The following is a 21,928-nucleotide window of genomic DNA, read 5'->3' as shown; positions in this document are numbered from 1 at the left end:
AAACCCCCGTCACCGTCCTCGCTTCGCTCGCGTCGGCCTCGCCCGATCCCGATGAGAGACAGAACCCGCCAGTGCGCCCACTTCGCGTCACTTCTTCGCTGCGCCGCGGGGTGCTGCCGGACACTCTCAGCGGTCCCGCGCCGATCCCCCGACTCCCCGCAGGACGGCTCCGGAACCACCACTCACCGACGAGAGGTCGCAGAATGCCGTTCGACGAGCACACCGGAGATCAGCACGATCACGACTCCGCCCAGAGGCCGGGAGTCGCCCGACGGTCCACTCTCGCCGCCGCGTGGTCGACGCCCGTCATCGCCGCCTGCGCGGCGGCGCCCGGTGCCGCGGCATCCGTCTCCCCTTCCCCCGTCCTCCCCGAGACCTTCCTGGGGGTGCGCGTCATCGATGCCGGACTCGTGACCACCGACCTGGGTGCCCGTCGGCGCTTCGAGATCTCGGTGTTCGTGAACGGAGACGGGATCACAGGAACTCCGATCGTGCTGCGCCAGGAGGGCAGGGTGGACTTCAGGACGGATCACGACTTCACCCTCGGGTCGACGCAGGTCGTCCGCGTCGGTCCCCGCGGCGGCTACATCCTCATCCCCGCGGGCTCCTACGCGGGTTCGATCCCCTACAGCATCGGCGGTGTCATGAAGGTCGCAGCGCTCGTGAGTGGCGCGCCCTACCCCTTCGTCTACTCCGACCCTCCGCAGCGCGCCCACGTGGAGGTGATGGTCACCGGCGGCCCCGCCCATCCCGGGACGCCCGCTCCGGGAACGATCAGCACTCGGGAGAAGGACGAGCTCACGACGGACTGACAACGGCCTCGCCGCGGGAGCGCGCGAAGGCCCCGCCTCCCGCCATCGGCGCGAGGGCTGCCGCACGGGCCCGCCGCGCCGCTATCCTCCCGGAGTGCCGTCGCATCGCGACCCGCCGCACACCGCGTCACCTCACCAGAGAGAACCACCGTGAGCCTCCTCCGCACCAAGTCCGTCGAGCAGTCCATCGCCGACACCGACGAGCCCGAGACCCGCCTCAAGAAGTCGCTGAGCGCCCTCGACCTCACCGTCTTCGGCGTCGGCGTCGTGATCGGCGCCGGCATCTTCACGCTCACCGGCCGCGCCGCACACGACATCGCCGGCCCCGCGATCGTGCTGAGCTTCGTCGTCGCCGCCTTCGCCTGCGCGCTCGCGGCCATGTGCTACGCGGAGTTCGCCTCCACGGTGCCGGTCTCCGGCTCCGCCTACACGTTCTCCTACGCCTCGCTCGGCGAGCTCTTCGCCTGGATCATCGGCTGGGATCTGATCCTCGAGCTGTTCCTCGGAGCGAGCGTGGTCGCCCAGGGCTGGAGCGCCTATCTCGGCTCGTTCCTCGGGCAGTTCGGCATCGTCCTGCCGGAGGCGATCTCCTACGGCGGCGTGGTCGACGTCCCCGCGATCCTGCTGGTGCTCGTGCTCGGCGCCCTGATGACCTTCGGCATCAAGGAGTCCCTGCGCGTCAACCTGGTGCTGGTCGCCGTGAAGCTCTTCATCGTGCTGTTCGTCATCATCGCCGGGCTGCAGTTCATCAACGCGAGCAACTACTCGCCGTTCATCCCGCCCGCGGAGGCGTCGCAGGCCGCGTCCGGTCTCGCCCAGCCGCTGCTGCAGTTCCTCTCCGGCATCGAGCCGGCGACCTTCGGAGTCGGCGGCATCATCGCCGGCGCCTCGCTGGTCTTCTTCGCCTACATCGGCTTCGACGTCGTCGCGACCACCGCCGAGGAGACCCGCAACCCGCAGCGCGACATGCCCATCGGCATCATCGCCTCGCTGATCATCTGCACCGTGCTCTACTGCGCCGTCGCCCTGGTCGTCACCGGCATGGTCCCCTACCGCGAGCTCGACCCCTCCGCCGCCCTCGCCAACGCCTTCGCGTATCACGGCCAGACCTGGATGGCGACGGTCATCTCCGCCGGCGCCGTCGCCGGCCTCACCACTGTCGTGCTGACCCTGCTCATCGGCGCGACCCGCATCATCTTCGCGATGTCGCGGGACGGCCTGCTCCCCCAGCGCCTGGCGAAGGTCCACCCGCGCCTGCGCACCCCCTGGGTCACCTCGGTCGTCGTCACGATCATCGTCGCCCTGCTGGCCGGCCTCACCCCGATCGGCGTCCTCGAGGAGATGGTGAACATCGGCACCCTCTCCGCCTTCGTCCTGGTCTCCGTCGGCGTCATCGTCCTCCGCCGCAAGCGCCCCGAGCTCAAGCGCGGCTTCCGCGTCCCACTCAACCCCTGGCTGCCCGGCCTCTCCGCCCTGATCTGCACCTACCTGATGCTCAACCTCTCCATCGAGACCTGGCTGCGCTTCCTGATCTGGCTGGCCATCGGCTTCGCGATCTACTTCGCCTACTCCCGCTCCCACGCGAAGCTCGGACAGCTCACGAAGTAGACCGGCGCGAGGCCGGCAGTCGGTCAGATCGTGTGCAACGCGCCAATTCGAGGATTCCTCTTGTCTGATGGTGGGCGCGAACCTACGCTCCTCGATGACGTCGAGGAGGGGGAGCGTGAAACGCACAGCAGAGTTCCGCAGGGTGATGACCATCGCCGGACAGGTGGCCCAGCAGCAGAGTGAGCCTGTGTCGGCGCTGCACGTCGCATTCGCCTACGCCTCGTGCCTCGCGCCGGGTGACAGCACCGAACGCGTGATCCAGGCATTCGGCGACGAGCGCGGCTGGGATGCGAGCACCACCGCACGACCCGTCCTTCAACTGCTCATTCGTCATCGACGAGCGGTGCAGTACGACCCCGCAGTCCGTCGGGCAGTCGAGAGGGCCGCCGCGAGCGGATCTCCCGATCTCCGGAAGATGCTCGCAGCGCTTCTGAAAGAGGGCGGCCTCGATCCGTTGCGGGAGGCGATCGAGCGGGCCGGCGGCGATCTCTCCCTCTGGCTGACCACCGATGGGTGACAACGACACTCCTCGCCTGCTCCTCGACGTTCGAAGCCTCGGGAAGCGCATGGGCTCAGTCGATGTGCTCCGCGACGTCTCCTTCACGATCGACGCCGGCGAGGTGGTCGGACTCGTCGGACCCAACGGCGCCGGGAAGACCACCCTCATGCGCACCCTCGCCGGACTGTACGAGCCCTCGCATGGCAGTGCCCTCGTCCTCGGTCACGCGATCGGCACGACGGAGGCTCGACGAGCCCTCAGCCTCATGCCGGAGGAACCGGACCTGTACCCGGGTCTGAGCGTTGTGGAGCACGTCCGGCTGATCGAGCGGCTGAGCGGCTCACCCCGGAACGAGTCGCTCGGACCGTCGCTCCTCGAGCGCTACGGACTGAGCGACAAGCACGACCTCCTCCCTCATCAGCTCTCGCAGGGGATGCGCCGCAAGCTCGCTCTCGTTCTTGCGCTGCTGAAGGGCGCCGGGCTCCTCTTGCTGGACGAGCCGTTCAACGGCCTCGATGCCGTCTCGGTGCGCGAGCTCCGGAACGAGGTCCGGCGGCTGGCCGAGGAAGGCTGCGGCGTGCTGCTCTCCATGCACGGGCTGACCGAGCTGGAGCGCATCGCCGATCGAGCGGTGATCCTGCACGCCGGGAGGATCGCGCACATCGCGCGTCTCGGGCGCGACGATCTCGAGGGGCAGCCGCCTCTGGAGGACGTCTATCTCCGTGTCGTGGGAGCTCTTCGCGATGACGACGACTGAACGAGCGCGGCGTCTTCCCCTTGCCGGCGCGCTCGCTCTCTCCCGGGCCTACCTGCGCATCCGCATCCGCAGCACCACGGCCCTCGTGACGAATCCCCTCGCGATCGTCGCCCTCGTGATCGCTGCGTCGAGCGGCGTCTGGCTCCTGGTTCAGGGTGGGGCCGGCGGGTCTCCGACGGAGGCGCCCTCCACGCGGATCGCGGGATTCGTCCTCGGTCTCTCTCTGATCCTGGTGTCACTGACAGCGCAGCGGGGTTCGCCGCTGCGGTTGCAGCCCGCGGACGTGTCCTGGGTGCTGCAGAGCCCGAGTGGTCCGCGGATCGTCGTGGTGGTGCATGCGGTCGGGACCGCGGCGATCGCGTTCGTCACCACCTCCACGGCGTCGGCGACGGCGCTGCTTCTCCGCGGAGAGCCGGTCGCGTGGGGCGTCCTCTCGGGGTGCGCGATGACGGCCGTCCTCCTCCTGATCCGGGCGACGTCGTTGACCAGCCATCTCCTCGGAAGAATCGCCCGGCCGGGGCGGCGCCGGATCGGGCTGACCTGCGTCCTCGCCGCGGGCGCGGTCTGGATCGCCCTCGGGGTGCAGTCGCTGCTCGTGGGCGAGGACTCCATCGGGTCGGCCGCGATGAGCGCCGCCGGTCTCCTCTTCGAGGTGATCCTCGCGCCCGAGGCGAGCGGACTCGCGCACGCCTCCGCCACCATCGGCGTTCTCCTGCTGTCGAGCGTCGCCGTCGGCCTGCTCGTCCGGCGATCCGGAATCTTCGTCGAACCCGCGGTCGAGGAGAGCATCCTCGCGAACCAGCTCACCCGGGTCCTCTCCGGCGAGTCGAACCGGACTCTTGCCGGCCGGGGCTACGCCGTCGGCCGTCCCTCATGGACGCGATGGCCCGACTCCGCGGTCGGCGCGGTCCTCGCGAGTCACCTGGCGCAGACTCGGCGCCGGCGCTGGCAGGAGCCTCGCACTGCGCTCGCCCTCCTCGCCGTGGCGGTGCTCTCCAGCCTGTTGCGGGACAGCGTGCCGATGCCGTTGGGCGGACTTCTCCTCGTGCTGATCCTCGCGCTTCCGGGTCCGTCTCAGGCGACCGCGCAGGACCTCGACCACCAGCACCTCCCGCTCGCGGACGTCTCGATCGCCCGAGCCGGATTCGCCGGTGTCGGCCTTCACGCCCTCATCTCGTCGGCCGTGTCGCTGCCCGCCGTCGTTCTCTGGGCCTCGGTGTACTTGCACGGGATCGGCTGGGGTGTGCTTGCAGTCCTTCCTCTCGCACTCTGCTGCGCAACCGCTGCGCTCGCCGGCGTCGGATCACGCGCCTTCTCGGATCTGCTTCTCGGCCGGGTGGTCGTGGCGGTCGCGCTCACCGTGCTGCCGGTGGCCGGCGCCGCCTCCAGCCTTGCGCTCCACAGCCAGGGAAACGACGCACTCCGTGTCCTGCTGACCCTCTCCGGCGCACTGCTGATCTCCGGCCTGCTCTCCTCCGGTCTCGCCTGGGCCGTCCTCGAGTCCGCCAGGCCTGCCCGATCGTCGCGTGCACCCGAGGTCTAGGGTGCAGTCATGCCCCGCGCCATGGCCGACCTCGACTTCCGCCGCCAGCAGTGGGAGCAGCGCTACGCGCCCCACGTCGCCCCGGTCAACCGCTGGATCGACGAGCTGCGGAACCCGTACGACCGCGGCTGGCTCCCCTACATCGCTCCCCTGCACGGCGGCACCGAGGCGCGGGTGCTCAGCATCCTGCGCGACCCCGGCCCCGGCACCCGGGACGGCGCGGGCAGCGGGTTCCTCTGCACGGAGAACGACGACGGCTCCGCCGAGCTGATGTCGCGCCTCATCACGGACGTCGGACTCACGCCGTTCGATCTCCTGCCCTGGAACGCCTACCCCTGGTACATCGGCAAGGCACCGACCGCGGAGCAGCTCGACGCGGGGATCCCGACCGTCCTGCACCTGCTCGACCTCGCACCGAGCATCGAGGTCGTCCTGCTGCAGGGCGCCGACGCCGACCACGGCTGGCGCCGCCTGCTCCGCCTGCACCCGGGCATCGAGCGCGAGCGCGGCCTGGCCGTCGTGCGCACGTTCCACCCGTCCCCGCAGGCCCTCTTCACGAAGGACCCGCTCGAGCGGGAGGCGCGAGTGGCTCGGCGGGAGGCGGCCTTCGCGGAGGTCGCGGCACTGCTGCACTGAGCAGCTCGTCTCGCTGAAGAGCTGCCGGAGAAACGACGAAGCCCTGATGAGGACCAATCCGCGAACGGAGGTCTCATCAGGGCTTTCTGTCGGGCTGACAGGATTTGAACCTGCGACCCCTTGACCCCCAGTCAAGTGCGCTACCAAGCTGCGCCACAGCCCGTGGCAGTCCGGACCGAGGCCCGGGCAACTCGACTACCTTAGCGGATCGCGGGGCCGAGAGTGAAAACGACCGACGCTCGGCGCCCGTAGAATCGCTGAGGCAGTGCGCGCCGGGCGGACCGGAGCGAGCGCCCTACAGGAGGCAGCAGCAGTGGACGCGCGGCAGAAGCGATCGCAGGTGGCCCTGCACCGAGCCATCATCGATCTGGCGACTGCCAGAGACGTCTCCAGCCTCACGGTCTCCGAGATCACCGACCGTGCCGGCGTCAACCGCTCCACCTTCTACGCGCACGCGACCTCGGCCGCCGAGCTGCTCTGTGCGGCACTCGCCGACGAGCTCGACACGATCCGCGACGAGTATCTCGACACCCTCCGAGCCGGAGCGGCGACCGACTCGACCATCCGCCAGGGCACGGCGCGGATCCTCGGTCACCTCGAGTCGCGCCGCGACCTCTACTTGCGCGCGTTCGACGCTCCCGGCGGCGACTCGGGTGTCCGGGCGATGCTCGCGCTGCACTTCCGCGCGGCCGTCCTCGCGACGCTCGAGACCGGGACGCTGCAGCTGCCCGACGGCGACGACATCACCGCGTTCCTCGCGGACGGCACCGCCTCCTTCCTCGCCGCCGGTTCGACCGGCCTGATGGAGGCGTGGCTGCGGCTCCCCGAGCCGCGCACTCCCGAGACCTACCTCGCGGCGTACCGGCGGCTGCTGCCGTCCTGGTGGCCGTTCGCCACGCAGGACTGATCCGTCACGAGTGGTCGGGTCGGCGCGCGGAGCACGACCGTTCGTGACCGATCGATCGCCGGATGCGCGGGCGGGGGTGGATCTCGAGACGCCCGCTCCGCGGGCTACCCGATCAGCATGGTCCGGCACGCAGAAACGCGTCCGGCTCGCGGGATCCGAGGATCCCCGCGAGCCGGATGCAGAACGACGAGCCGAAGCCGCCGCGACAGAACGCCTCAGCGCGCGCGCTTCTCCCGCACGCGCATGTTGACGTTCACCGGCGAGCCCTGGAAGCCGTAGATCTCGCGTAGGCGGCGCGCGATGTAGCGGCGGTAGCCCGGGTCGAGGAAGCCGGTGGTGAAGAGCACGAATGTCGGCGGGCGCGAGGACGCCTGGGTGCCGAACAGCACGCGGGGCTGCTTGCCGCCGCGCAGGGGGTGCGGGTGCGCCGCGGTGAGCTCGGTGAGGAACGCATTGAACTTACCGGTCGGGATGCGGGTGTCCCAGGACTCGAGGGCGAGCTCGAGCGCGGGCACCAGCTTCTCGAGGTGACGCCCGGTCTTCGCGGAGATGTTGACGCGCGGCGCCCACGCCACGTGCGCGAGGTCCTTCTCGATCTCGCGCTCGAGGTAGCGGCGGCGCTCGTCGTCGAGGAGGTCCCACTTGTTGAAGGCGAGCACGAGCGCGCGGCCCGACTCGAGCACCAGGTCGATGATGCGGACGTCCTGCTCCGAGATCGGCTCGGAGACGTCGATCACGACGACCGCGACCTCCGCCTTCTCGAGCGCGGTCGAGGTGCGCAGCGACGCGTAGAAGTCGGCGCCCTGCTGCAGGTGCACGCGGCGGCGGATACCCGCCGTGTCGACGAAGCGCCAGATCTTGCCGGCGATCTCGACCTGCTCGTCGACCGGGTCGCGGGTGGTGCCGGCCAGCTCGTTGACGACGACCCGCTCCTCCCCCGCGGCCTTGTTCAGCAGGCTCGACTTGCCCACGTTGGGGCGGCCGAGGATCGCGACGCGGCGCGGGCCGCCGACCTCGCGCTTGGCGACGAGCGACTCGAGCGGCAGCTTCTCCAGCACCGTCTCGAGCAGGTCGGCGACGCCGCGGCCGTGCACGGCCGAGACGGGGTGGGGCTCACCGAGGCCGAGCGACCACAGCGAGGCGGCGTTCGGCTCCTGGCGCACGTCGTCGACCTTGTTGGCCGCGAGGAAGACCGGCTTCTTGGTCTTGCGGAGCAGCTTCACGACGTGCTCGTCGGTCGCCGTCGCGCCGACGTTCGCGTCGACGACGAAGATGACGGCGTCGGCGAGGTCGATCGCGATCTCGGCCTGCATCGCGACGGAGGCGTCGATGCCGCGGGCATCGGGCTCCCAGCCGCCGGTGTCGACGACGGTGAACTGGCGGTCGAGCCAGTCGGCCTTGTACGAGACGCGGTCGCGGGTGACGCCGGGGGTGTCCTCGACGACGGCCTCGCGGCGGCCGAGGATGCGGTTGACCAGCGCCGACTTGCCGACGTTGGGACGGCCGACGATCGCCACGACCGGCAGCGCCGGGAGGTAGCGGATCTCGTCGGGGTCCTCGCTGGCGTACTCGAGGAGGTCGCGGTCCTCCTCGTCGAGGTCGTAGTCCTCGAGTCCGCTGCGCAGCGCCTGGGCGCGCGAGGAGGCGAGCTGCTCGTCGAGGTCGCCGAGGCGCTCGACGAGGTCGTCGTCTCCGAAGTTCAGCTCGTCGTCACCGACGTGCGTGTCCTGTGCCATGATCGGCCCTTGCTCTCGAAGTTCGGACCTCGGCGATGACCGCATCGACGGTCTGCTCGAAGTCGAGGTGAGTGGAGTCGAGAAGAGTGACTCCGTCTGCGGCGTTCATGAAGTCCACCACCTGGGAGTCGGCGCGGTCCCTGGACCGCAGTGCCTGACCCGTCGCTTCAGCGGATTGCGTGGTGACTTCGCGCGAACGCCTCGCCATCCTAGCCTCTTCGCTCGCCGTCAGGAGGATCCGCACCCCGGCGGTCGGCGCCACGACCGTCGTGATGTCGCGCCCCTCGACGATGATGCCGGCCTTGCGGGTCTCGCCGATGATGCGGCGGAACAGCAGCGTGATCCGCCGGCGCACCTCCGGGACCTTGGCCACGGCCGAGACCTGACCGGTCACCCGGGGCTCTCGGATGGCAGCGGTCACCTCGGTCCGGCCGACCCAGACCGAGTACGACTCGGGGTCGGTGCCGATGGAGTAGTCGAAGCCGTCGAGCGCGTCGACGATCGCGTTCTCGTCGGCGAAGTCGAGCCCGGTGTCGAGGCCGTGCCAGGCGAGCGCGCGGTACGCGGCGCCGGTGTCGAGGAACTCGAAGTCGAGCCGGCGGGCCGCCTCGCGCGAGACGCTCGACTTGCCACTGCCGGCCGGTCCGTCGATCGCGACGACGACGGCGTCGCCGAAGTCGGGCACGTCGTCGCTGCGAGAGCCGCTCGCGCGCTCGGGCGCCGCTCCCCCGTCCTCCGGGATGCTCTGCTGGGCGCGGCGCGCGGGCGTCATACGGTTCAGGCCGCCCTCCTGCCTGTTCTGCTCCGTGCTCATCCGGCGATCCTCCAGCCGCGTGCGGTCAGTTCCTCGGTCAGCGGGCCGACGGCCTCCGGCACCACCGAGATCTCGGCGAGGCCCACGCGGCGCCCCTCCGCATGCTCGAGGCGCACGTCCTCCAAGTTGACCCCGGCCTCGCCGATCTCGACGAACAGCCGGGCGAGCGTGCCCGGGGTGTCGTCGACGAGGACGATCAGGGTGGAGAAGCGCTGGTCCTGGCCGTGCTTGCCGGGCAGCCGGGCGACCCCGGCGTTGCCCGCGGCGAGGTGCTCGGCGAGCAGGCGGCGGGCACCCGGGGCGTCGAGGTCGCGCAGGGCGTCGGCGACCGCGGCGACGTCGTCGCGGAAGGCGTCGAGCACGGCGACCACGTGCTCGCGGTTCGCGCCGAGGATCTGCACCCACAGCTCCGGAGCGGAGGCGGCGAGCCGCGAGACGTCGCGCACGCCCTGGCCGGCGAGCCGCAGGGCGTCGTTCGGCGCGTCGACGAGACGCTGCCCGAGCAGGGAGGAGATCACCTGCGGCGCGTGCGAGACGAGGCCGACCGAGCGGTCGTGCTCCTCCGGGCCCATCTCGATGATCGAGCCGCCGAGGTCGAGCGCGAGCGCCTCGACCCGGGCGAGCGCCTCGGGCGGCGTCTCGCCGTCGCGGCAGATCACCCAGGGCCGGCCGACGAAGAGGTCGCCGCGGGCCGCCACCGGACCACCGCGCTCTCGACCGGCCATCGGGTGCGAGCCGATGTAGCGGCTGAGGTCGAGGCCGCGGGCGCGCAGCTCGCGCAGCGGCTGCATCTTGACGCTCGCCACGTCGGTGACGACCGCCTCGGGGAACGCGGCCAGCTCGCGCTCGACGACGCCGGCGACGACGTCCGGCGGCACGCAGACCACGATCAGCACGGGCCGGTCGTCGGCGGTCGCGGCGCGGCCGGCCCCGTAGTCGATGGCGAGCGAGAGGCTGGCGGGCGAGGCGTCGTCGAGGACGACGTCGACCCCGCGCGAGGCGAGGCCCAGGCCGATCGACGCGCCGAGCAGGCCGGAGCCGACCACCCGCACCGTCCCCGTCGTCCGCATCGCGGGCGGGGCGGGGTGCAGGAGCTCGTTCACCCCGACAGCCTACCGATCAGGCCGACGCCGCTTGTCCTGGCCGCTGCGCCGCACACCGGAGTCGGGCCGCTCGGCGCTGTTCGCGGAGGGGCGTCGCCGGTCCTGCGGCGGCGTCGCGCGGTCGTCGGCGCGCAGCGCATCGGACGGACGCTCGCGCGGGCGCTCGTCGCGACGGCGCTCGTCCGAGCGACGGTCACCGCGGTCGTCCGCGCGACGCTCGGGACGCTCCTCGGAGCGACGCACCGGGCGGTCGTCCGAACGGCGCTCGGGCCGGTCCTCGGATCGACGCACGGGGCGATCGTCCGAACGACGCACCGGACTGTCCTCCGACCGACGCTCGGGCCGGTCCTCGGATCGCCTGACGGGCCGGTCGTCCGATCGACGGACGGGCCGGTCGTCGGAGCGACGCTCAGGCCGTTCCTCCGACCGACGCACCGGACGGTCCTCCGACCGGCGCTCAGGCCGCTCCTCGGAACGCCTGACCGGCCGCTCCTCCGAGCGCCGCACCGAGCGCTCCTCGGTCCGCCGCTCCCCGCGCCCCTCGGTCCCCCGGTCGTCCGCCGTCTGCGGCCGCGGCCGCCGCGCGCCCGCGCTCGCCTGGCGCGTCGGCTCCGGCTTCTCCACCGGCGCCTCGCCGCCCTGGCGCGAGATGGTCAGCAGCGCACCCAGCTCGTCGCGGGTCAGGTCGCGCAGGTCGCCCGAGCGCAGCGAGCCCAGGTGCAGCGGGCCGAACTGCCGGCGCACCAGCTCGAGCACCGGATGCCCGACCGCGGCCATCATCCGCCGGACGACGCGGTTGCGCCCGGAGTGCAGCGTGATCTCGACGAGCGACGCGTTCGAGCGCCCCTCGGGCCGGCCGAGCAGCCGCGCCTTGTCGGCCGCGACAGTGCCGTCCTCCAACTCGACGCCGGCGGTCAGCGCCGCGATCGTCTGCGGAAGCACCTGGCCGTGCACCTTCGCGATGTAGGTCTTGGTCACCCCGAACGACGGGTGCGCGAGCACGTGCGCCAGCTCGCCGTCGTTGGTCAGCACCAGGAGCCCCGAGGTCTCGGAGTCGAGGCGGCCGACGTTGAACAGCCGCTCCTCGAAGTTCTGGGTGTAGGTCCGCAGGTCCGGCCGGCCGTTCTCGTCCGAGAGCGAGCTGACGACGCCGACCGGCTTGTTCAGCATCACGTAGCGCCGCGAGGTGTCCAGCTGCACGGCGACGCCGTCGACCTCGATCCGGTCGTTCTGCGGGTCGATGCGGCGGCCGAGCTCGCTCGCGACCTCGCCGTTCACACGGATCCGCCGCGCGACGATCATCTCCTCGACGACGCGGCGGGAGGCGACCCCCGCGGCCGCGAGGACCTTCTGCAGTCGTTCGCCCTCGGGCAATTCAGCCGCGCTCATCGAATCCGTTCCGTCCGTCGCTCAGTAGGGGGGAGATCTTCGGCAGCTCGTCGAGCGAGGCGAGGCCGAGATGGACGAGCAGCTGCTCGGTGGTGCCGTAGAGGACCGCGCCGGTCTCGGGGTCGCTGCCGACCTCCGCGATCAGGCCGCGGCCGAGGAGGGTGCGCGCGACGGAGTCCGCGTTGACCGCGCGGATCTGCGCGACCTGGCCGCGCGAGATCGGCTGCTTGTAGGCGATCACCGCGAGCGTCTCGAGGGCCGCCTGCGACAGCTTGGTCGGGTTCTGGGTCAGCACGAAGTCGGAGACGACGGAGTCGTACTCCCGGCGCACGTAGACCCGCCAGCCGCCGCCGACCTCGCGCAGCTCGAAGCCGCGGCGGATGCCGCCGTCGGCGCCGTCGAAGTCCGCGGCGAGCCGCTCGACCGACTGCCGGACGACCGGGATCGGCCGGGAGAGCGCCGTGGCGAGCGCGGCGAGCGACTGCGGCTCGTCCGCGATCATCAGGATCGCCTCGACGGCGCGGTCGATCTCGAACGCGACGGTGCCGGGACCGGCGACGGTCGTGGAGTCGGCGCTCGTGGGCTCACTGGTCATAGTCGGCCCCCAGGTGCGCGAGGTTCGCGTCGGACCAGTTCTCCGCCACCCACTGCAGGGTCAGCTCGCCGAGCGGCTCCGGCTGCTCGAACGCGATCGCGGCGTGCCGGTAGAGCTCGAGCACTGCGATGAAGCGCGCCACGATCACGCCCTTCTCGTCCGCATCGGCGACGAGCACGCGGAAGGTCGCCGTCGTCCGCTCGCGCAGCACGGCCACGATGTACGCGGCCTGCTCGCGGATGCTGATCAGCGGCGCGTGCAGGTGGTCGAGCCCGACGGTCGGGATCTCGCGCGGCGCGAGCGCGAAGGCGGCGAGCGCCGCGAAGTCCTCGGGCGAGAGCGTCCAGACCAGCTCCGGCTTCTTCGCGCGGAACTCCTCCTCGAGCGGCACCTGGCGCACGTGCCGGCCGGTCTCGGCGTCGATCCGCTCGGCGAACCACGCCGACACCTGCTTGAAGGCCCGGTACTGCAGGAGCCGGGCGAAGAGCAGGTCGCGCGCCTCGAGCATCGCCGCGTCCTCCGCGTCGACCAGCTCGCCCTGCGGCAGGAGCCCGGCGATCTTGAGATCGAGCAGGGTCGCCGCGACGACCAGGAACTCCGAGGCGCGGTCGAGCCCCTCGGCCGTGTCGATGCCGTGCAGGTAGGAGAGGAACTCGTCCGTCACCGCGCTCAGCGCGATCTCGGTGATGTCGACCTGCTGCTTGGCGATCAGGCTCAGCAGGAGGTCGAAGGGCCCCTCGAAGTTCGACAGCGCGACGGTGAAGCCGCGGGAGACGGGGGCGGTGTCCGCCTCCTGGTCGAGCAGGAGCGCCTCAGGCGACCGCGCCACGCGAGATCAGCTCCCTGGCGAGCTTGCGGTAGGCCTTCGCCGCGTTGTGCTCCGGCGCGAACGTGGTGATCGGCACCCCCGACACGCTCGCGTCGGGGAACTTCACCGTGCGTCCGATCACCGTCTCGAGCACGCTGTCGCCGAAGGCGTCGACCACCCGGTCGAGCACCTCGCGCGAGTGCAGCGTGCGCGAGTCGTACATGGTCGGCAGGATGCCGTCGAGCTCGATCACCGGGTTCAGCCGGTCGCGGACCTTGTCGATCGTCTCGATCAGCAGCGCGACGCCGCGCAGCGCGAAGAACTCGCACTCGAGCGGGATGAGCACGCCGTGGCTCGCGGTGAGCGCGTTCACGGTGAGCAGGCCCAGCGACGGCTGGCAGTCGATCAGGATCACGTCGTAGTCGGCGCTGACCTTGCGCAGCACCCGGGCCAGGATCGTCTCGCGGGCGACCTCGTTAACGAGGTGCACCTCCGCGGCCGACAGGTCGATGTTCGCGGGGATGATGTCGAGGCCGGGGACGCGGGTCGGGCGGATCGCCTCGCTCGGGTCCTTGACGGTGCCGAGCAGCAGGTCGTAGATCGTGATCGCGTCGTAGGTGGCGACGCCGAGACCGGCGGAAAGCGCGCCCTGCGGGTCGAAGTCGATGGCCAGCACGCGGCGGCCGTACTCGGCGAGCGTCGCGCCCAGGTTGATGGTCGTCGTCGTCTTGCCGACGCCGCCCTTCTGGTTGCAGAGCGAGATGATGCGCGCGGGCCCGTGCCCGGTCAGCTCCGCCGGGAGCGGGAAGTCGCGCAGGGGCCGGCCGGTCGGGCCGAGCGTCGGGGCTTCGAGACCGGTGAGCTCGGCCTTGTCGTCCGTCTTGCGTGTCACCTGCGTCGCCTCGCTTCCCGTGTCGGCGTGCGCTCCCGCGCGGCCTCCGTCGAGTGTACCGGCGACCCCGTCGTCGTCCCCGCCGCCGCCCCGGCGTCCGTCGATCTCGAGCGCGCCTGCTGGTCGAGCAGCTGCAGCGGCCCCCTCCATGCTGGTCGAGTAGCCCCGCAGGGGCGTATCGAGACTTGCCGTCCTCAGCAGGGCGGGTCTGCAGACTCCACTTCTGACGCTGCCGGATCTCGATACGCCCGCTCCGCGGGCTACTCGATCACCATGAACCGCCCCGCCCCCTCAGCGCCGCGCGCGCGGGTGCGCCGTCGTGTACACGTCGCGGAGCGTGTCCGCCGTCACCAGCGTGTAGATCTGCGTCGTCGCCACCGAGGCGTGCCCCAGCAGCTCCTGCACCACCCGCACGTCCGCCCCGCCCGCGAGCAGGTGCGTCGCGAAGGAGTGCCGGAACGTGTGCGGCGAGATCTCGCGATCCAGCCCCGCCTTCTCCGCGACCGCGCGGATCACCAGCCACGCGCTCTGCCGCGACAGGCGGCTTCCGCGCACCCCGAGGAAGAGCGCCGGCGTCGCCCGCCCGCGCCGCGACAGCTCGGGCCGCGCCCCCACCAGGTAGTCCTGCACCGCCTCGCGCGCGAAGCTCCCGAGCGGCACCATCCGCTGCTTCGAGCCCTTCCCGGTCAGCCGCACCACCTCGGAGTCGAACACGTCGTCGACGCTCAGATCGACCGCCTCCGAGATGCGCGCCCCGGTGGCGTAGAGCAGCTCCAGCAGCGCCCGATCGCGCAGCTCCGACAGCTCCTCGCCCCGGGCCGCCTCGAGCAGCGACGCCATCTGCTCGACCGTGATCGCCTTGGGCAGCGTCATCGGGAGCTTCGGCGGCAGCACGTCGTGGGCGACGTCGTCGGCGACGTGCCCCTCCTCGAGCGCGAAGCGGTGCAGCCCACGCACGCTCGAGAGGATCCGCGCCCGCGAGCTCGCCGCCAGCGGCCGTTCGGCCCGCGCCGCGAGCCAGGACGCGAAGTCCCCCACGTCCGAGCGCCGGAGCGTCGCGAGATCGGTGACCCCGCGCTCCTCGAGCCAGCCGAGGTAGAGCCCCAGATCGCGCCGGTAGGCGGCGATCGTGTGCGCCGAGAGTCCGCGCTCGACGCTCGCCTGCCGGAGGAAGGCGTCGGCGATCGCGGCCGGAGTCACCCCCGGCGGACCCGCGGGTGCCGCGTCCACGGCGAGGAGGCGTCGCCGAGCCCGGCCCAGCCGCGCGCGCGGAAGGCGTCCGCCGCGAGCACCGCGAGGCAGAGGGACGGGTTCTGCACCCGCCGCGCGAGCACGGCGTCGACCGCCTCGTCGAGCGCGACCCAGCGCAGCTCCATGTCGGCCTCCTCCGCCTCGCGCTCGAAGGCGGCGTCGGTGGCGGAGAGATCGCGCGCCAGGTAGATGCGGATCACCTCGTCGCTGCCGCCGGGCGAGGTGGCGAACTCCGAGAGCAGGTCCCAGCGGCCGGCCCGCAGGTCGGTCTCCTCCCCCAGCTCGCGCTGCGCGGCGACGAGGGCGTCCTCCCCCTCGATGTCGAGGAGGCCGGCCGGGATCTCCCACTCGCGGGTGCGCACGGGGTGGCGGTACTGCTTGATCAGCGCGACGCGGTCCTCGTCGTCCAGGGCGAGCACCGCGACGGCACCCGTGTGGTCGAGGAACTCGCGGCGCAGCTCGCCGTCGCCGTAGCGGAAGGTCTCGGCGCGGACGCCCCAGACCATGCCGTCGAAGACGCGCTCGCTGGTGAGGATCTCGGGCTCGACGAGCTCGTCCGAGAGCAGCGCGTCCGAGGGCACGGAGTCGGTCGCGTCAGTCATCGGAGCCGGCCTCCGACGCCGGGAACAGCCGCGACGCCTCCTGGCGCTCCAGCGCCGCGGTCACGAGCCCCTTGAAGAGCGGGTGCGCGTTGTTCGGCCGCGAGCGCAGCTCGGGGTGCGCCTGCGTGCCGACGTAGAAGGGGTGCTTCTCCCGCGGCAGCTCGACGTACTCGACGAGGCTGCCGTCCGGCGACGTCCCCGAGAACCAGAGGCCGGCCTCGGCGATGCGGTCGCGATAGCCGTTGTTCACCTCGTAGCGGTGGCGGTGACGCTCCGCCGCCTGCGGCGCTCCGTAGACCTCGGCGACGATCGAGCCCTCGGCGAGATCGGCGGTGTAGAGACCCAGGCGCATCGTGCCGCCCATGTCGCCGGCGGCGAGGATCTCGACCTGCTCGGCCATCGTCGCGATGACGGGGAACTCGGTCTCCGGGTCGAACTCGGAGGACGACGCGCCCTCGAGTCCGGCCTCGTTGCGCGCGTACTCGATCACCATGCACTGCAGCCCCAGGCACAGGCCCAGCGTCGGGATGCCGTTCTCGCGGGCGAAGCGCAGCGCGCCGAGCTTGCCCTCGATGCCGCGGATGCCGAAGCCGCCGGGGACGCAGATGCCGTCGAGCTCCGAGAGGGCCTTCGCGGCCGCCTCCGGGTCCTCGAGTCCGTCGGACGCGATCCAGCGCAGGACGACCTTGGTCTGCTGCGCGAAGCCGCCGGCCCGCAGCGCCTCGGTGACCGAGAGGTACGCGTCGGGCAGGTCGATGTACTTGCCGACCAGGCCGATGGTCACCTCGTGCTTGGGCTCGTGCACGGCCTCGAGCAGCTGCGACCAGCCGTCCCAGACGACCTCGCCGGCCGTCAGATCGAGCTGGTCGATGATGTAGGAGTCGAGCCCCTGCTCGTTGAGCATCGACGGGATCTCGTAGATCGAGGCGACGTCCTTGGCGTTGACCACGGCCTGCTCGTCGACGTCGCACATCAGCGCGATCTTGCGCTTGTTCGACTCCGACACCGGCCGGTCGCTGCGCAGCACGAGCGCGTCCGGCTGGATGCCGATCGAGCGCAGCGCGGCGACGGAGTGCTGGGTCGGCTTGGTCTTCTGCTCGCCGGAGGCGCCCATGAACGGCACGAGCGAGACGTGCACGAAGAAGACGTTGCGGCGGCCGAGCTCGTGGCGCACCTGGCGGGCCGACTCGATGAAGGGCTGCGACTCGATGTCGCCGACGGTGCCGCCGATCTCGGTGATGATCACGTCTGGCTGCGGGTCGTCCTCGGACTGCAGGCGCATGCGGCGCTTGATCTCGTCGGTGATGTGCGGGATGACCTGGACCGTGTCGCCGAGGTACTCGCCGGCCCGCTCGCGGGCGATCACCCGGGAGTAGATCTGACCGGTGGTGACGTTCGCCGCCTGGTTCAGGTTGATGTCGAGGAAGCGCTCGTAGTGCCCGATGTCGAGGTCGGTCTCCGCGCCGTCGTCGGTCACGAAGACCTCGCCGTGCTGGAACGGATTCATCGTCCCGGGATCGACGTTGAGGTACGGGTCGAGCTTCTGCATCACGACGCGCAGTCCGCGCGCGGTGAGCAGGTTGCCGAGGCTGGCGGCCGTCAGGCCCTTGCCGAGCGAGGAGACGACCCCGCCCGTGACGAAGATGTGCTTCGTGACCTTCGCAGGGGCGGTGTCGCGCCCGGCCGCAGAAGTGTCGGAAGAAGAAGAGGAAAGGCCCGAGTTCGAATTGTCCACCACGGGGTTCCACCGTAACAGCAGAACCGGCTCCGGGCGCCGCCCCCGCCGATTTCGAACCGGTCGGGGGGCCGCGAACCGCGCGTCGTCAGCGCCGCCGGCTCGACTCGAGCAGCTCCCGCGCATGCGCCAGGGCGTTCTCGGAGTCGGTCAGTCCGGAGAGCAGGCGTGCCATCTCGGACACCCGCTGCTCGGGATCCAGCTGGGTCACCGCGCTCGAGGTGACCGAGCCGTCCGAGCCCTTCTCGACCCGGAGGTGGTTGGTCGCGAAGGCCGCGACCTGCGCCAGGTGCGTCACCACGATGACCTGCGACGTCTCAGCCAGGCGCGCGAGCCGGCGACCGATCTCGATCGCCGCCGCACCGCCGACGCCTGCATCGACCTCGTCGAAGACGAACGTCGGCACCGGATCGTTCGCCGCCACGACCACCTCGATCGCGAGCATCACCCGCGAGAGCTCTCCCCCGGAGGCGCCCTTCGCGAGCGCGCGCGGAGTGGCGCCGGTGTGCGGCTGCAGCAGCATCTCCACCGTGTCGCGTCCGTGCACCGTCGGCTCGCTCGCGCTGCCGACCTGCACGTGCAGACGCGCATCGGCCATGGCCAGCGCGGTCAGCTCGTCGCTCACCCGCGCGCCCAGCTCGACGGCGGCGGCGGTGCGCAACTCGGTCAGCCGGTCGGCGAGCCGCTCGACCAGATCGGCATCGGCGGCGGTGTCGACCTCGAGGGCTGCGATCCGCTCGTCGTCTCCGTCGAGCTCGAGCAGCCGCAGACCGGAGGAGTCGACGAGGTCGAGCACGTCGTCGAGGGTCGGCCCGTAGGTGCGCGCGAGCGCGGAGAGCTCCGCCCGGCGGTTCTCGATCAGCTCGAGGTCGTGCGCGCCGTCGAGGTCGAGCTCGGCGAGGTAGGAGGAGAGGCCGGCCGCGACGTCGCCGAGCAGCACCGACGCCTCACCGAGGGTCTGAGTCAGCGGCTCGAGCGCCGCGTCGTGCTCCGCGGCGCGCTCGAGCACCCGGCGGGCGATCTCGACGAGACCGAGGGCGTCGCGGCCGTCGAGCTCCTCCGAGGACACGGCCTCGCGGGCCTCCCCCGCGGCGATGCGCAGCTGCTCGATGCTGCCGAGCCGCTCGGACTGCGTCGAGAGCTCGACGTCCTCGCCGCGCTGCGGAGCGACCACCTCGATCTCGGCGAGCGCACTGCGGAGTCGCTCCGCCTCGCGTGCCCGCGACTCGCGCGCCGTGGTCAGCTCGTCGAGCTCCTCGCGGTTCGCCCGCCAGCGCTCGAAGGCGCTCGCGTAGTCGCACAGGGCCTCCCCCAGCTCGGGCCCGCCGAAGCGGTCGAGCGCGTCGCGCTGCGCGGCCGCCGAGCGGAGCCGGATCTGGTCCGACTGCCCGTGCACCACGACGAGCTGATCGGCCAGCTCGCTGAGCACGCTGACCGGAGCACTGCGGCCGCCGACGACGGCGCGGCCGCGCCCCTCGGCCGAGACCGAGCGGGCGAGCAGCAGCTCGGGGCCGTCGAGGTCGCCGCCGGCGTCGTGGACGCGATCCGCGACCGCGCCCTCCTCGGGCACGAGCCAGCGGCCCGACACCCAGGCCTGCTTGCTGCCGGAGCGGACGGCGGACGCGTCGGAGCGCGCGCCGAGCACGAGGCCCAACGCGGTCACGACCATGGTCTTGCCCGCACCGGTCTCACCGGTGACGGCGGTGAATCCCGGTCCGAGCGGGAGGGTCGCCTCGGCGATGACGCCGAGGTCGCGGATCTGCAGCTCCTCGAGCATGCGGCTACTCCGTCTCCGCCGACCCCCGCCATCCGCGGATGGGGAGACCGAACTTCTGCACCAGGCGATCGGTGAACGGGGCGTCGTGCAGGCGGGCGAAGCGCACCGGCACGGGCGAGCGGCGGTAGACCACCCGCGCCCCGGGCGGCAGCTCGTAGGTGCGCCGGCCGTCGGCCCAGAGCACGCCGACGCCGTCGGTGCGCTCCTTCACCTCGACGGCGAGGCTGGAGTCCGGCCCCACGACGAGCGGGCGGGCGAACAGGGCGTGCGCACTGAGAGGCACGAGCAGCATCGCCTCGAGCGTGGGCCAGACGACGGGACCGCCGCCGGAGAAGGCGTAGGCGGTCGAGCCGGTGGGCGTCGAGACGACGATGCCATCGCAGCCGAAGCTGGAGAGCGGGCGGCCGTCGACGCCGACCATCACCTCGAGCATCCGCTCGCGGCTGCCCTTCTCGACGGTCGCCTCGTTGAGCGCCCAGGTCTCGTAGACGACGGCGTCGTCGATCTTGACGCGCACCTGCAGCGTCATCCGCTCCTCCACGGCGTAGTCGCCGTCGAGTGCGCGCGCGACCGCGTCGTCGAGGTCGTCGCGCTCGCTCTCGGCGAGGAAGCCGACATGGCCGAGGTTCACTCCGAGCAGCGGCGCCGTGCCGGTCCGGACGATCTCGGCCGCGCGCAGGATCGTGCCGTCGCCGCCGAGAACGAAGACCAGCTCGATCTCCTCCAGAGTGACGTCAGCACCGAGGACGGCCACGTCGCTGAGCTCGGGTGCGGTGCGGACGATGTCGCCCTTGTCGTCGGCGCAGAGCACGGGCCGGGCACCGGACCCGCGGAGGCGTCCGACCACGAGGATCGCCGCTTCGAGGGAGTCCGCCCGTCCGGTGTGGGCGATGACGAGGATGTTGCGCTCGCCAGGAGGGGACTGCATCGAGTGGGTGTCCTTCGGGTCGATCGACGGCGGCGGACACGATCGCGTCACCCGAGAGTGAGCGCGGTGACCGCGTCCCTCCATTCTGTCGGAATCGTTCCGCGGTCGCGGTGGAGGTGCACCAGATACTCCTGATTCCCAGCGCCGCCCGGGAGCGGCGAGGCGATCAGACCGGCCACCCCGAGTCCCGCGTCCCAGGCGGACCAGAGCACGTCCGAGAGTGCCTCGCGCCGGAGCTCCGGATCGCGGACGATGCCCTCCTTGATGCCGAGTCGCCCCACCTCGAACTGCGGCTTGACCAGGACGACGAAGTCGGCGCTCGGCGCGACGGAGGCGGCGACGGCCGGCAGCACCATCGACAGGGAGATGAAGGAGACGTCGGCGACGACCAGGTCCGGTACGTCATCCGTTCGAGAGGCCGCTGCGAGCGAGCTCGCCGTCATCTCCCGGGCGTTGAAGCCCTCGACGACTCGCACTCGCTCCTCGGAGCGGATCCGAGGAGCCAGCTGCCCGTGACCGACGTCGAGCGCGATAACCGACGCGACTCCGCGTTCCAGGAGCACCTGGGAGAAGCCGCCGGTGGAAGCGCCGACATCCAGGGCGTTCGCACCGTCGACCTTCACGGTGGGGAAGGCATCCAGTGCGGCGATCAACTTGTGAGCCGCCCGGCTGACGTAGTGGTCCAGCGAGGCGACGGCGACCTCCTGCTCGGGTCGCACTCGGATCGACGGCTTGAGCGCCGGCGCACCGTCCACGGTGACGACGCCGTCGGCGATCATGCGCGCCGCATGCACTCGGGAGCGGGCGATGCCTCGAGTGGCGAGTGCGGTGTCGAGCCGCTGATCCTCGGAGTCGGTCATCGAGTGGAGTCACCACCCTCGAGCCGGACCCGCAGCTGCTCCTGCAGTTCCGCGTAGGCGGCCGCCCGCGATGCCAGGGGCGACTGCTCGATGTCGTCGAGGCGATCGCCGAGCTCGACGCTCTCGCTTCCGGACGTGCGGTCCTCGGACATCGTCACTCCTCACGGCGCCGCGTCGAGCGGCTCTCGGCTCTCCCGTGGAGAACCTCTGGTTAAACAGCGATGGCCACCCATTTCTGGGTGGCCATCGTGAATTGGTGTCCGGCGGTGTCCTACTCTCCCACAGGGTCCCCCCTGCAGTACCATCGGCGCTGAGAGTCTTAGCTTCCGGGTTCGGAATGTGACCGGGCGTTTCCCTCTCGCTATGGCCGCCGTAACCCTCTCAGACACACCCACCAGCCGAAGGCGTGGTGGTGGTCAAATCTGGGTCACACGTCATGCGTGTGTTCTATTATCCGCCCCGAAGGTGCGGTGTGCTGATCGTGTCTTTGCGAACACGACCCGCGTTATGTAGCCCGTATTCTGGGAACCACAAAGTGGACGCAAGCAATCTCTGACCACTCCTACCAGCCTTTACAACGATATGAGTGTAGTGATTATCAAGTTATCGGCTTATTAGTACCGGTCAGCTCCGACAGTCTTTAGTCCTGTCTTCCACATCCGGCCTATCAACCCAG

20 protein-coding genes, 1 tRNA gene, 1 rRNA gene and 1 pseudogene are annotated in these 21,928 nt (G+C 71.2%); 7 read left to right on the top strand and 16 right to left on the bottom strand.

The window, feature by feature from the left end:
* The first annotated feature begins 203 nt into the window (after positions 1–203).
* The 6 genes from EDF36_RS10055 to EDF36_RS10030 all read left to right on the top strand — a co-directional run bounded on the left by EDF36_RS10055 (position 204) and on the right by EDF36_RS10030 (position 5,855).
* Positions 204–812, top strand: coding sequence for a hypothetical protein (locus EDF36_RS10055; RefSeq protein ID WP_123732920.1), 609 nt, complete (start codon positions 204–206; stop codon positions 810–812).
* Between the two features lie 150 nt (positions 813–962).
* Complete coding sequence (locus EDF36_RS10050; protein ID WP_123732919.1) at positions 963–2,420, top strand: amino acid permease; 1,458 nt, start codon at positions 963–965, stop codon at positions 2,418–2,420.
* A 115-nt stretch (positions 2,421–2,535) separates the two neighbouring features.
* Entirely contained in the window at positions 2,536–2,937 is a 402-nt protein-coding gene (locus EDF36_RS10045) for a hypothetical protein (RefSeq protein ID WP_148060016.1), read from the top strand.
* A gap of 49 nt (positions 2,938–2,986) precedes the next feature.
* On the top strand, positions 2,987–3,676 hold the full coding sequence (locus EDF36_RS10040; protein ID WP_185020440.1) for an ABC transporter ATP-binding protein: 690 nt from the start codon (positions 2,987–2,989) through the stop codon (positions 3,674–3,676).
* Positions 3,642–5,219, top strand: coding sequence for a hypothetical protein (locus tag EDF36_RS10035; RefSeq protein ID WP_123732916.1), 1,578 nt, complete (start codon positions 3,642–3,644; stop codon positions 5,217–5,219). Before EDF36_RS10040 ends, EDF36_RS10035 begins: the two co-directional genes overlap by 35 nt.
* A gap of 9 nt (positions 5,220–5,228) precedes the next feature.
* Positions 5,229–5,855, top strand: coding sequence for a uracil-DNA glycosylase (locus tag EDF36_RS10030; protein WP_123732915.1), 627 nt, complete (start codon positions 5,229–5,231; stop codon positions 5,853–5,855).
* Between the two features lie 89 nt (positions 5,856–5,944).
* On the opposite strand, the gene EDF36_RS10025 is transcribed toward EDF36_RS10030, so the two are convergent.
* A tRNA-Pro gene (locus tag EDF36_RS10025) sits at positions 5,945–6,018 on the bottom strand.
* A gap of 177 nt (positions 6,019–6,195) precedes the next feature.
* Between EDF36_RS10025 and EDF36_RS10020 the strand changes: the two genes are divergently transcribed.
* Entirely contained in the window at positions 6,196–6,762 is a 567-nt protein-coding gene (locus EDF36_RS10020) for a TetR family transcriptional regulator (RefSeq protein WP_148059256.1), read from the top strand.
* 215 nt (positions 6,763–6,977) lie between these two features.
* On the opposite strand, the gene der is transcribed toward EDF36_RS10020, so the two are convergent.
* The 15 genes and pseudogenes from der to rrf all read right to left on the bottom strand — a co-directional run bounded on the left by der (position 6,978) and on the right by rrf (position 21,627).
* Positions 6,978–8,498, bottom strand: a complete 1,521-nt coding sequence (der, locus tag EDF36_RS10015) for a ribosome biogenesis GTPase Der (protein WP_123732914.1) — start codon at positions 8,496–8,498, stop codon at positions 6,978–6,980.
* Positions 8,473–9,312: a (d)CMP kinase gene (gene cmk / locus EDF36_RS10010; protein WP_260300665.1), complete on the bottom strand. Its 840-nt coding sequence runs from the start codon at positions 9,310–9,312 to the stop codon at positions 8,473–8,475. Before cmk ends, der begins: the two co-directional genes overlap by 26 nt.
* The gene (locus tag EDF36_RS10005) at positions 9,309–10,382 is read right to left on the bottom strand and encodes a prephenate dehydrogenase (RefSeq protein WP_123706617.1); all 1,074 of its coding nucleotides are present in this window, start codon (positions 10,380–10,382) and stop codon (positions 9,309–9,311) included. The genes cmk and EDF36_RS10005 overlap by 4 nt, the downstream gene beginning before the upstream one ends.
* A gap of 657 nt (positions 10,383–11,039) precedes the next feature.
* Positions 11,040–11,804, bottom strand: a pseudogene (locus tag EDF36_RS21795) (pseudouridine synthase); the annotation flags it as partial.
* Entirely contained in the window at positions 11,791–12,399 is a 609-nt protein-coding gene (gene scpB / locus EDF36_RS09995; protein ID WP_123732912.1) for an SMC-Scp complex subunit ScpB, read from the bottom strand. The gene scpB and the pseudogene EDF36_RS21795, both read right to left, overlap by 14 nt.
* Positions 12,389–13,228 (bottom strand): ScpA family protein, encoded by an 840-nt coding sequence (locus EDF36_RS09990; protein ID WP_123732911.1) that lies wholly within the window; start codon positions 13,226–13,228, stop codon positions 12,389–12,391. Before EDF36_RS09990 ends, scpB begins: the two co-directional genes overlap by 11 nt.
* Positions 13,212–14,099 carry a ParA family protein gene (locus tag EDF36_RS09985; protein WP_123732910.1) on the bottom strand — a complete coding sequence of 296 codons (888 nt, stop codon included), beginning with the start codon at positions 14,097–14,099 and terminating at the stop codon, positions 13,212–13,214. Before EDF36_RS09985 ends, EDF36_RS09990 begins: the two co-directional genes overlap by 17 nt.
* A gap of 291 nt (positions 14,100–14,390) precedes the next feature.
* Positions 14,391–15,299: a site-specific tyrosine recombinase XerD gene (gene xerD, locus EDF36_RS09980; protein ID WP_123733312.1), complete on the bottom strand. Its 909-nt coding sequence runs from the start codon at positions 15,297–15,299 to the stop codon at positions 14,391–14,393.
* Positions 15,296–15,952 carry an NUDIX hydrolase gene (locus EDF36_RS09975; RefSeq protein WP_123732909.1) on the bottom strand — a complete coding sequence of 219 codons (657 nt, stop codon included), beginning with the start codon at positions 15,950–15,952 and terminating at the stop codon, positions 15,296–15,298. Before EDF36_RS09975 ends, xerD begins: the two co-directional genes overlap by 4 nt.
* A complete protein-coding gene (locus EDF36_RS09970; RefSeq protein ID WP_185020470.1) occupies positions 15,945–17,708 on the bottom strand; it encodes a CTP synthase in 1,764 nt (587 codons plus the stop codon). The genes EDF36_RS09975 and EDF36_RS09970 overlap by 8 nt, the downstream gene beginning before the upstream one ends.
* A 67-nt stretch (positions 17,709–17,775) precedes the next feature.
* Complete coding sequence (gene recN, locus EDF36_RS09965) at positions 17,776–19,464, bottom strand: DNA repair protein RecN (protein ID WP_123732907.1); 1,689 nt, start codon at positions 19,462–19,464, stop codon at positions 17,776–17,778.
* A 4-nt stretch (positions 19,465–19,468) separates the two neighbouring features.
* The gene (locus EDF36_RS09960) at positions 19,469–20,392 is read right to left on the bottom strand and encodes an NAD kinase (protein WP_123733311.1); all 924 of its coding nucleotides are present in this window, start codon (positions 20,390–20,392) and stop codon (positions 19,469–19,471) included.
* 47 nt (positions 20,393–20,439) lie between these two features.
* Positions 20,440–21,252, bottom strand: coding sequence for a TlyA family RNA methyltransferase (locus EDF36_RS09955; protein WP_123732906.1), 813 nt, complete (start codon positions 21,250–21,252; stop codon positions 20,440–20,442).
* The gene (locus EDF36_RS21270; protein WP_185020439.1) at positions 21,249–21,404 is read right to left on the bottom strand and encodes a hypothetical protein; all 156 of its coding nucleotides are present in this window, start codon (positions 21,402–21,404) and stop codon (positions 21,249–21,251) included. Before EDF36_RS21270 ends, EDF36_RS09955 begins: the two co-directional genes overlap by 4 nt.
* A 106-nt stretch (positions 21,405–21,510) precedes the next feature.
* Positions 21,511–21,627: ribosomal RNA gene (rrf, locus tag EDF36_RS09950) — 5S ribosomal RNA — on the bottom strand.
* Positions 21,628–21,928: the final 301 nt, after the last annotated feature.

Origin of the sequence: Rathayibacter sp. PhB152 (genome assembly GCF_003751395.1) — a bacterium.
In the GTDB taxonomy this organism is placed as follows: domain Bacteria; phylum Actinomycetota; class Actinomycetes; order Actinomycetales; family Microbacteriaceae; genus Rathayibacter; species Rathayibacter festucae.
Note: the sequence above shows the minus strand (reverse complement) of the source record. Positions and strands in the feature narration are given on the sequence as shown.

Coding starts and splice junctions, on each gene's coding strand:
- EDF36_RS09975 (WP_123732909.1), bottom strand. CDS start 15,952: ATGACTGACGCGACCGACTCCGTGCCCTCGGACGCGCTGCTCTCGGAC.
- EDF36_RS10005 (WP_123706617.1), bottom strand. CDS start 10,382: ATGCGGACGACGGGGACGGTGCGGGTGGTCGGCTCCGGCCTGCTCGGC.
- scpB (WP_123732912.1), bottom strand. CDS start 12,399: ATGACCAGTGAGCCCACGAGCGCCGACTCCACGACCGTCGCCGGTCCC.
- recN (WP_123732907.1), bottom strand. CDS start 19,464: ATGCTCGAGGAGCTGCAGATCCGCGACCTCGGCGTCATCGCCGAGGCG.
- EDF36_RS10040 (WP_185020440.1), top strand. CDS start 2,987: ATGGGCTCAGTCGATGTGCTCCGCGACGTCTCCTTCACGATCGACGCC.
- der (WP_123732914.1), bottom strand. CDS start 8,498: ATGGCACAGGACACGCACGTCGGTGACGACGAGCTGAACTTCGGAGAC.
- EDF36_RS09955 (WP_123732906.1), bottom strand. CDS start 21,252: ATGACCGACTCCGAGGATCAGCGGCTCGACACCGCACTCGCCACTCGA.
- EDF36_RS10030 (WP_123732915.1), top strand. CDS start 5,229: ATGCCCCGCGCCATGGCCGACCTCGACTTCCGCCGCCAGCAGTGGGAG.
- EDF36_RS21270 (WP_185020439.1), bottom strand. CDS start 21,404: ATGTCCGAGGACCGCACGTCCGGAAGCGAGAGCGTCGAGCTCGGCGAT.
- EDF36_RS10055 (WP_123732920.1), top strand. CDS start 204: ATGCCGTTCGACGAGCACACCGGAGATCAGCACGATCACGACTCCGCC.
- EDF36_RS09960 (WP_123733311.1), bottom strand. CDS start 20,392: ATGCAGTCCCCTCCTGGCGAGCGCAACATCCTCGTCATCGCCCACACC.
- cmk (WP_260300665.1), bottom strand. CDS start 9,312: ATGAGCACGGAGCAGAACAGGCAGGAGGGCGGCCTGAACCGTATGACG.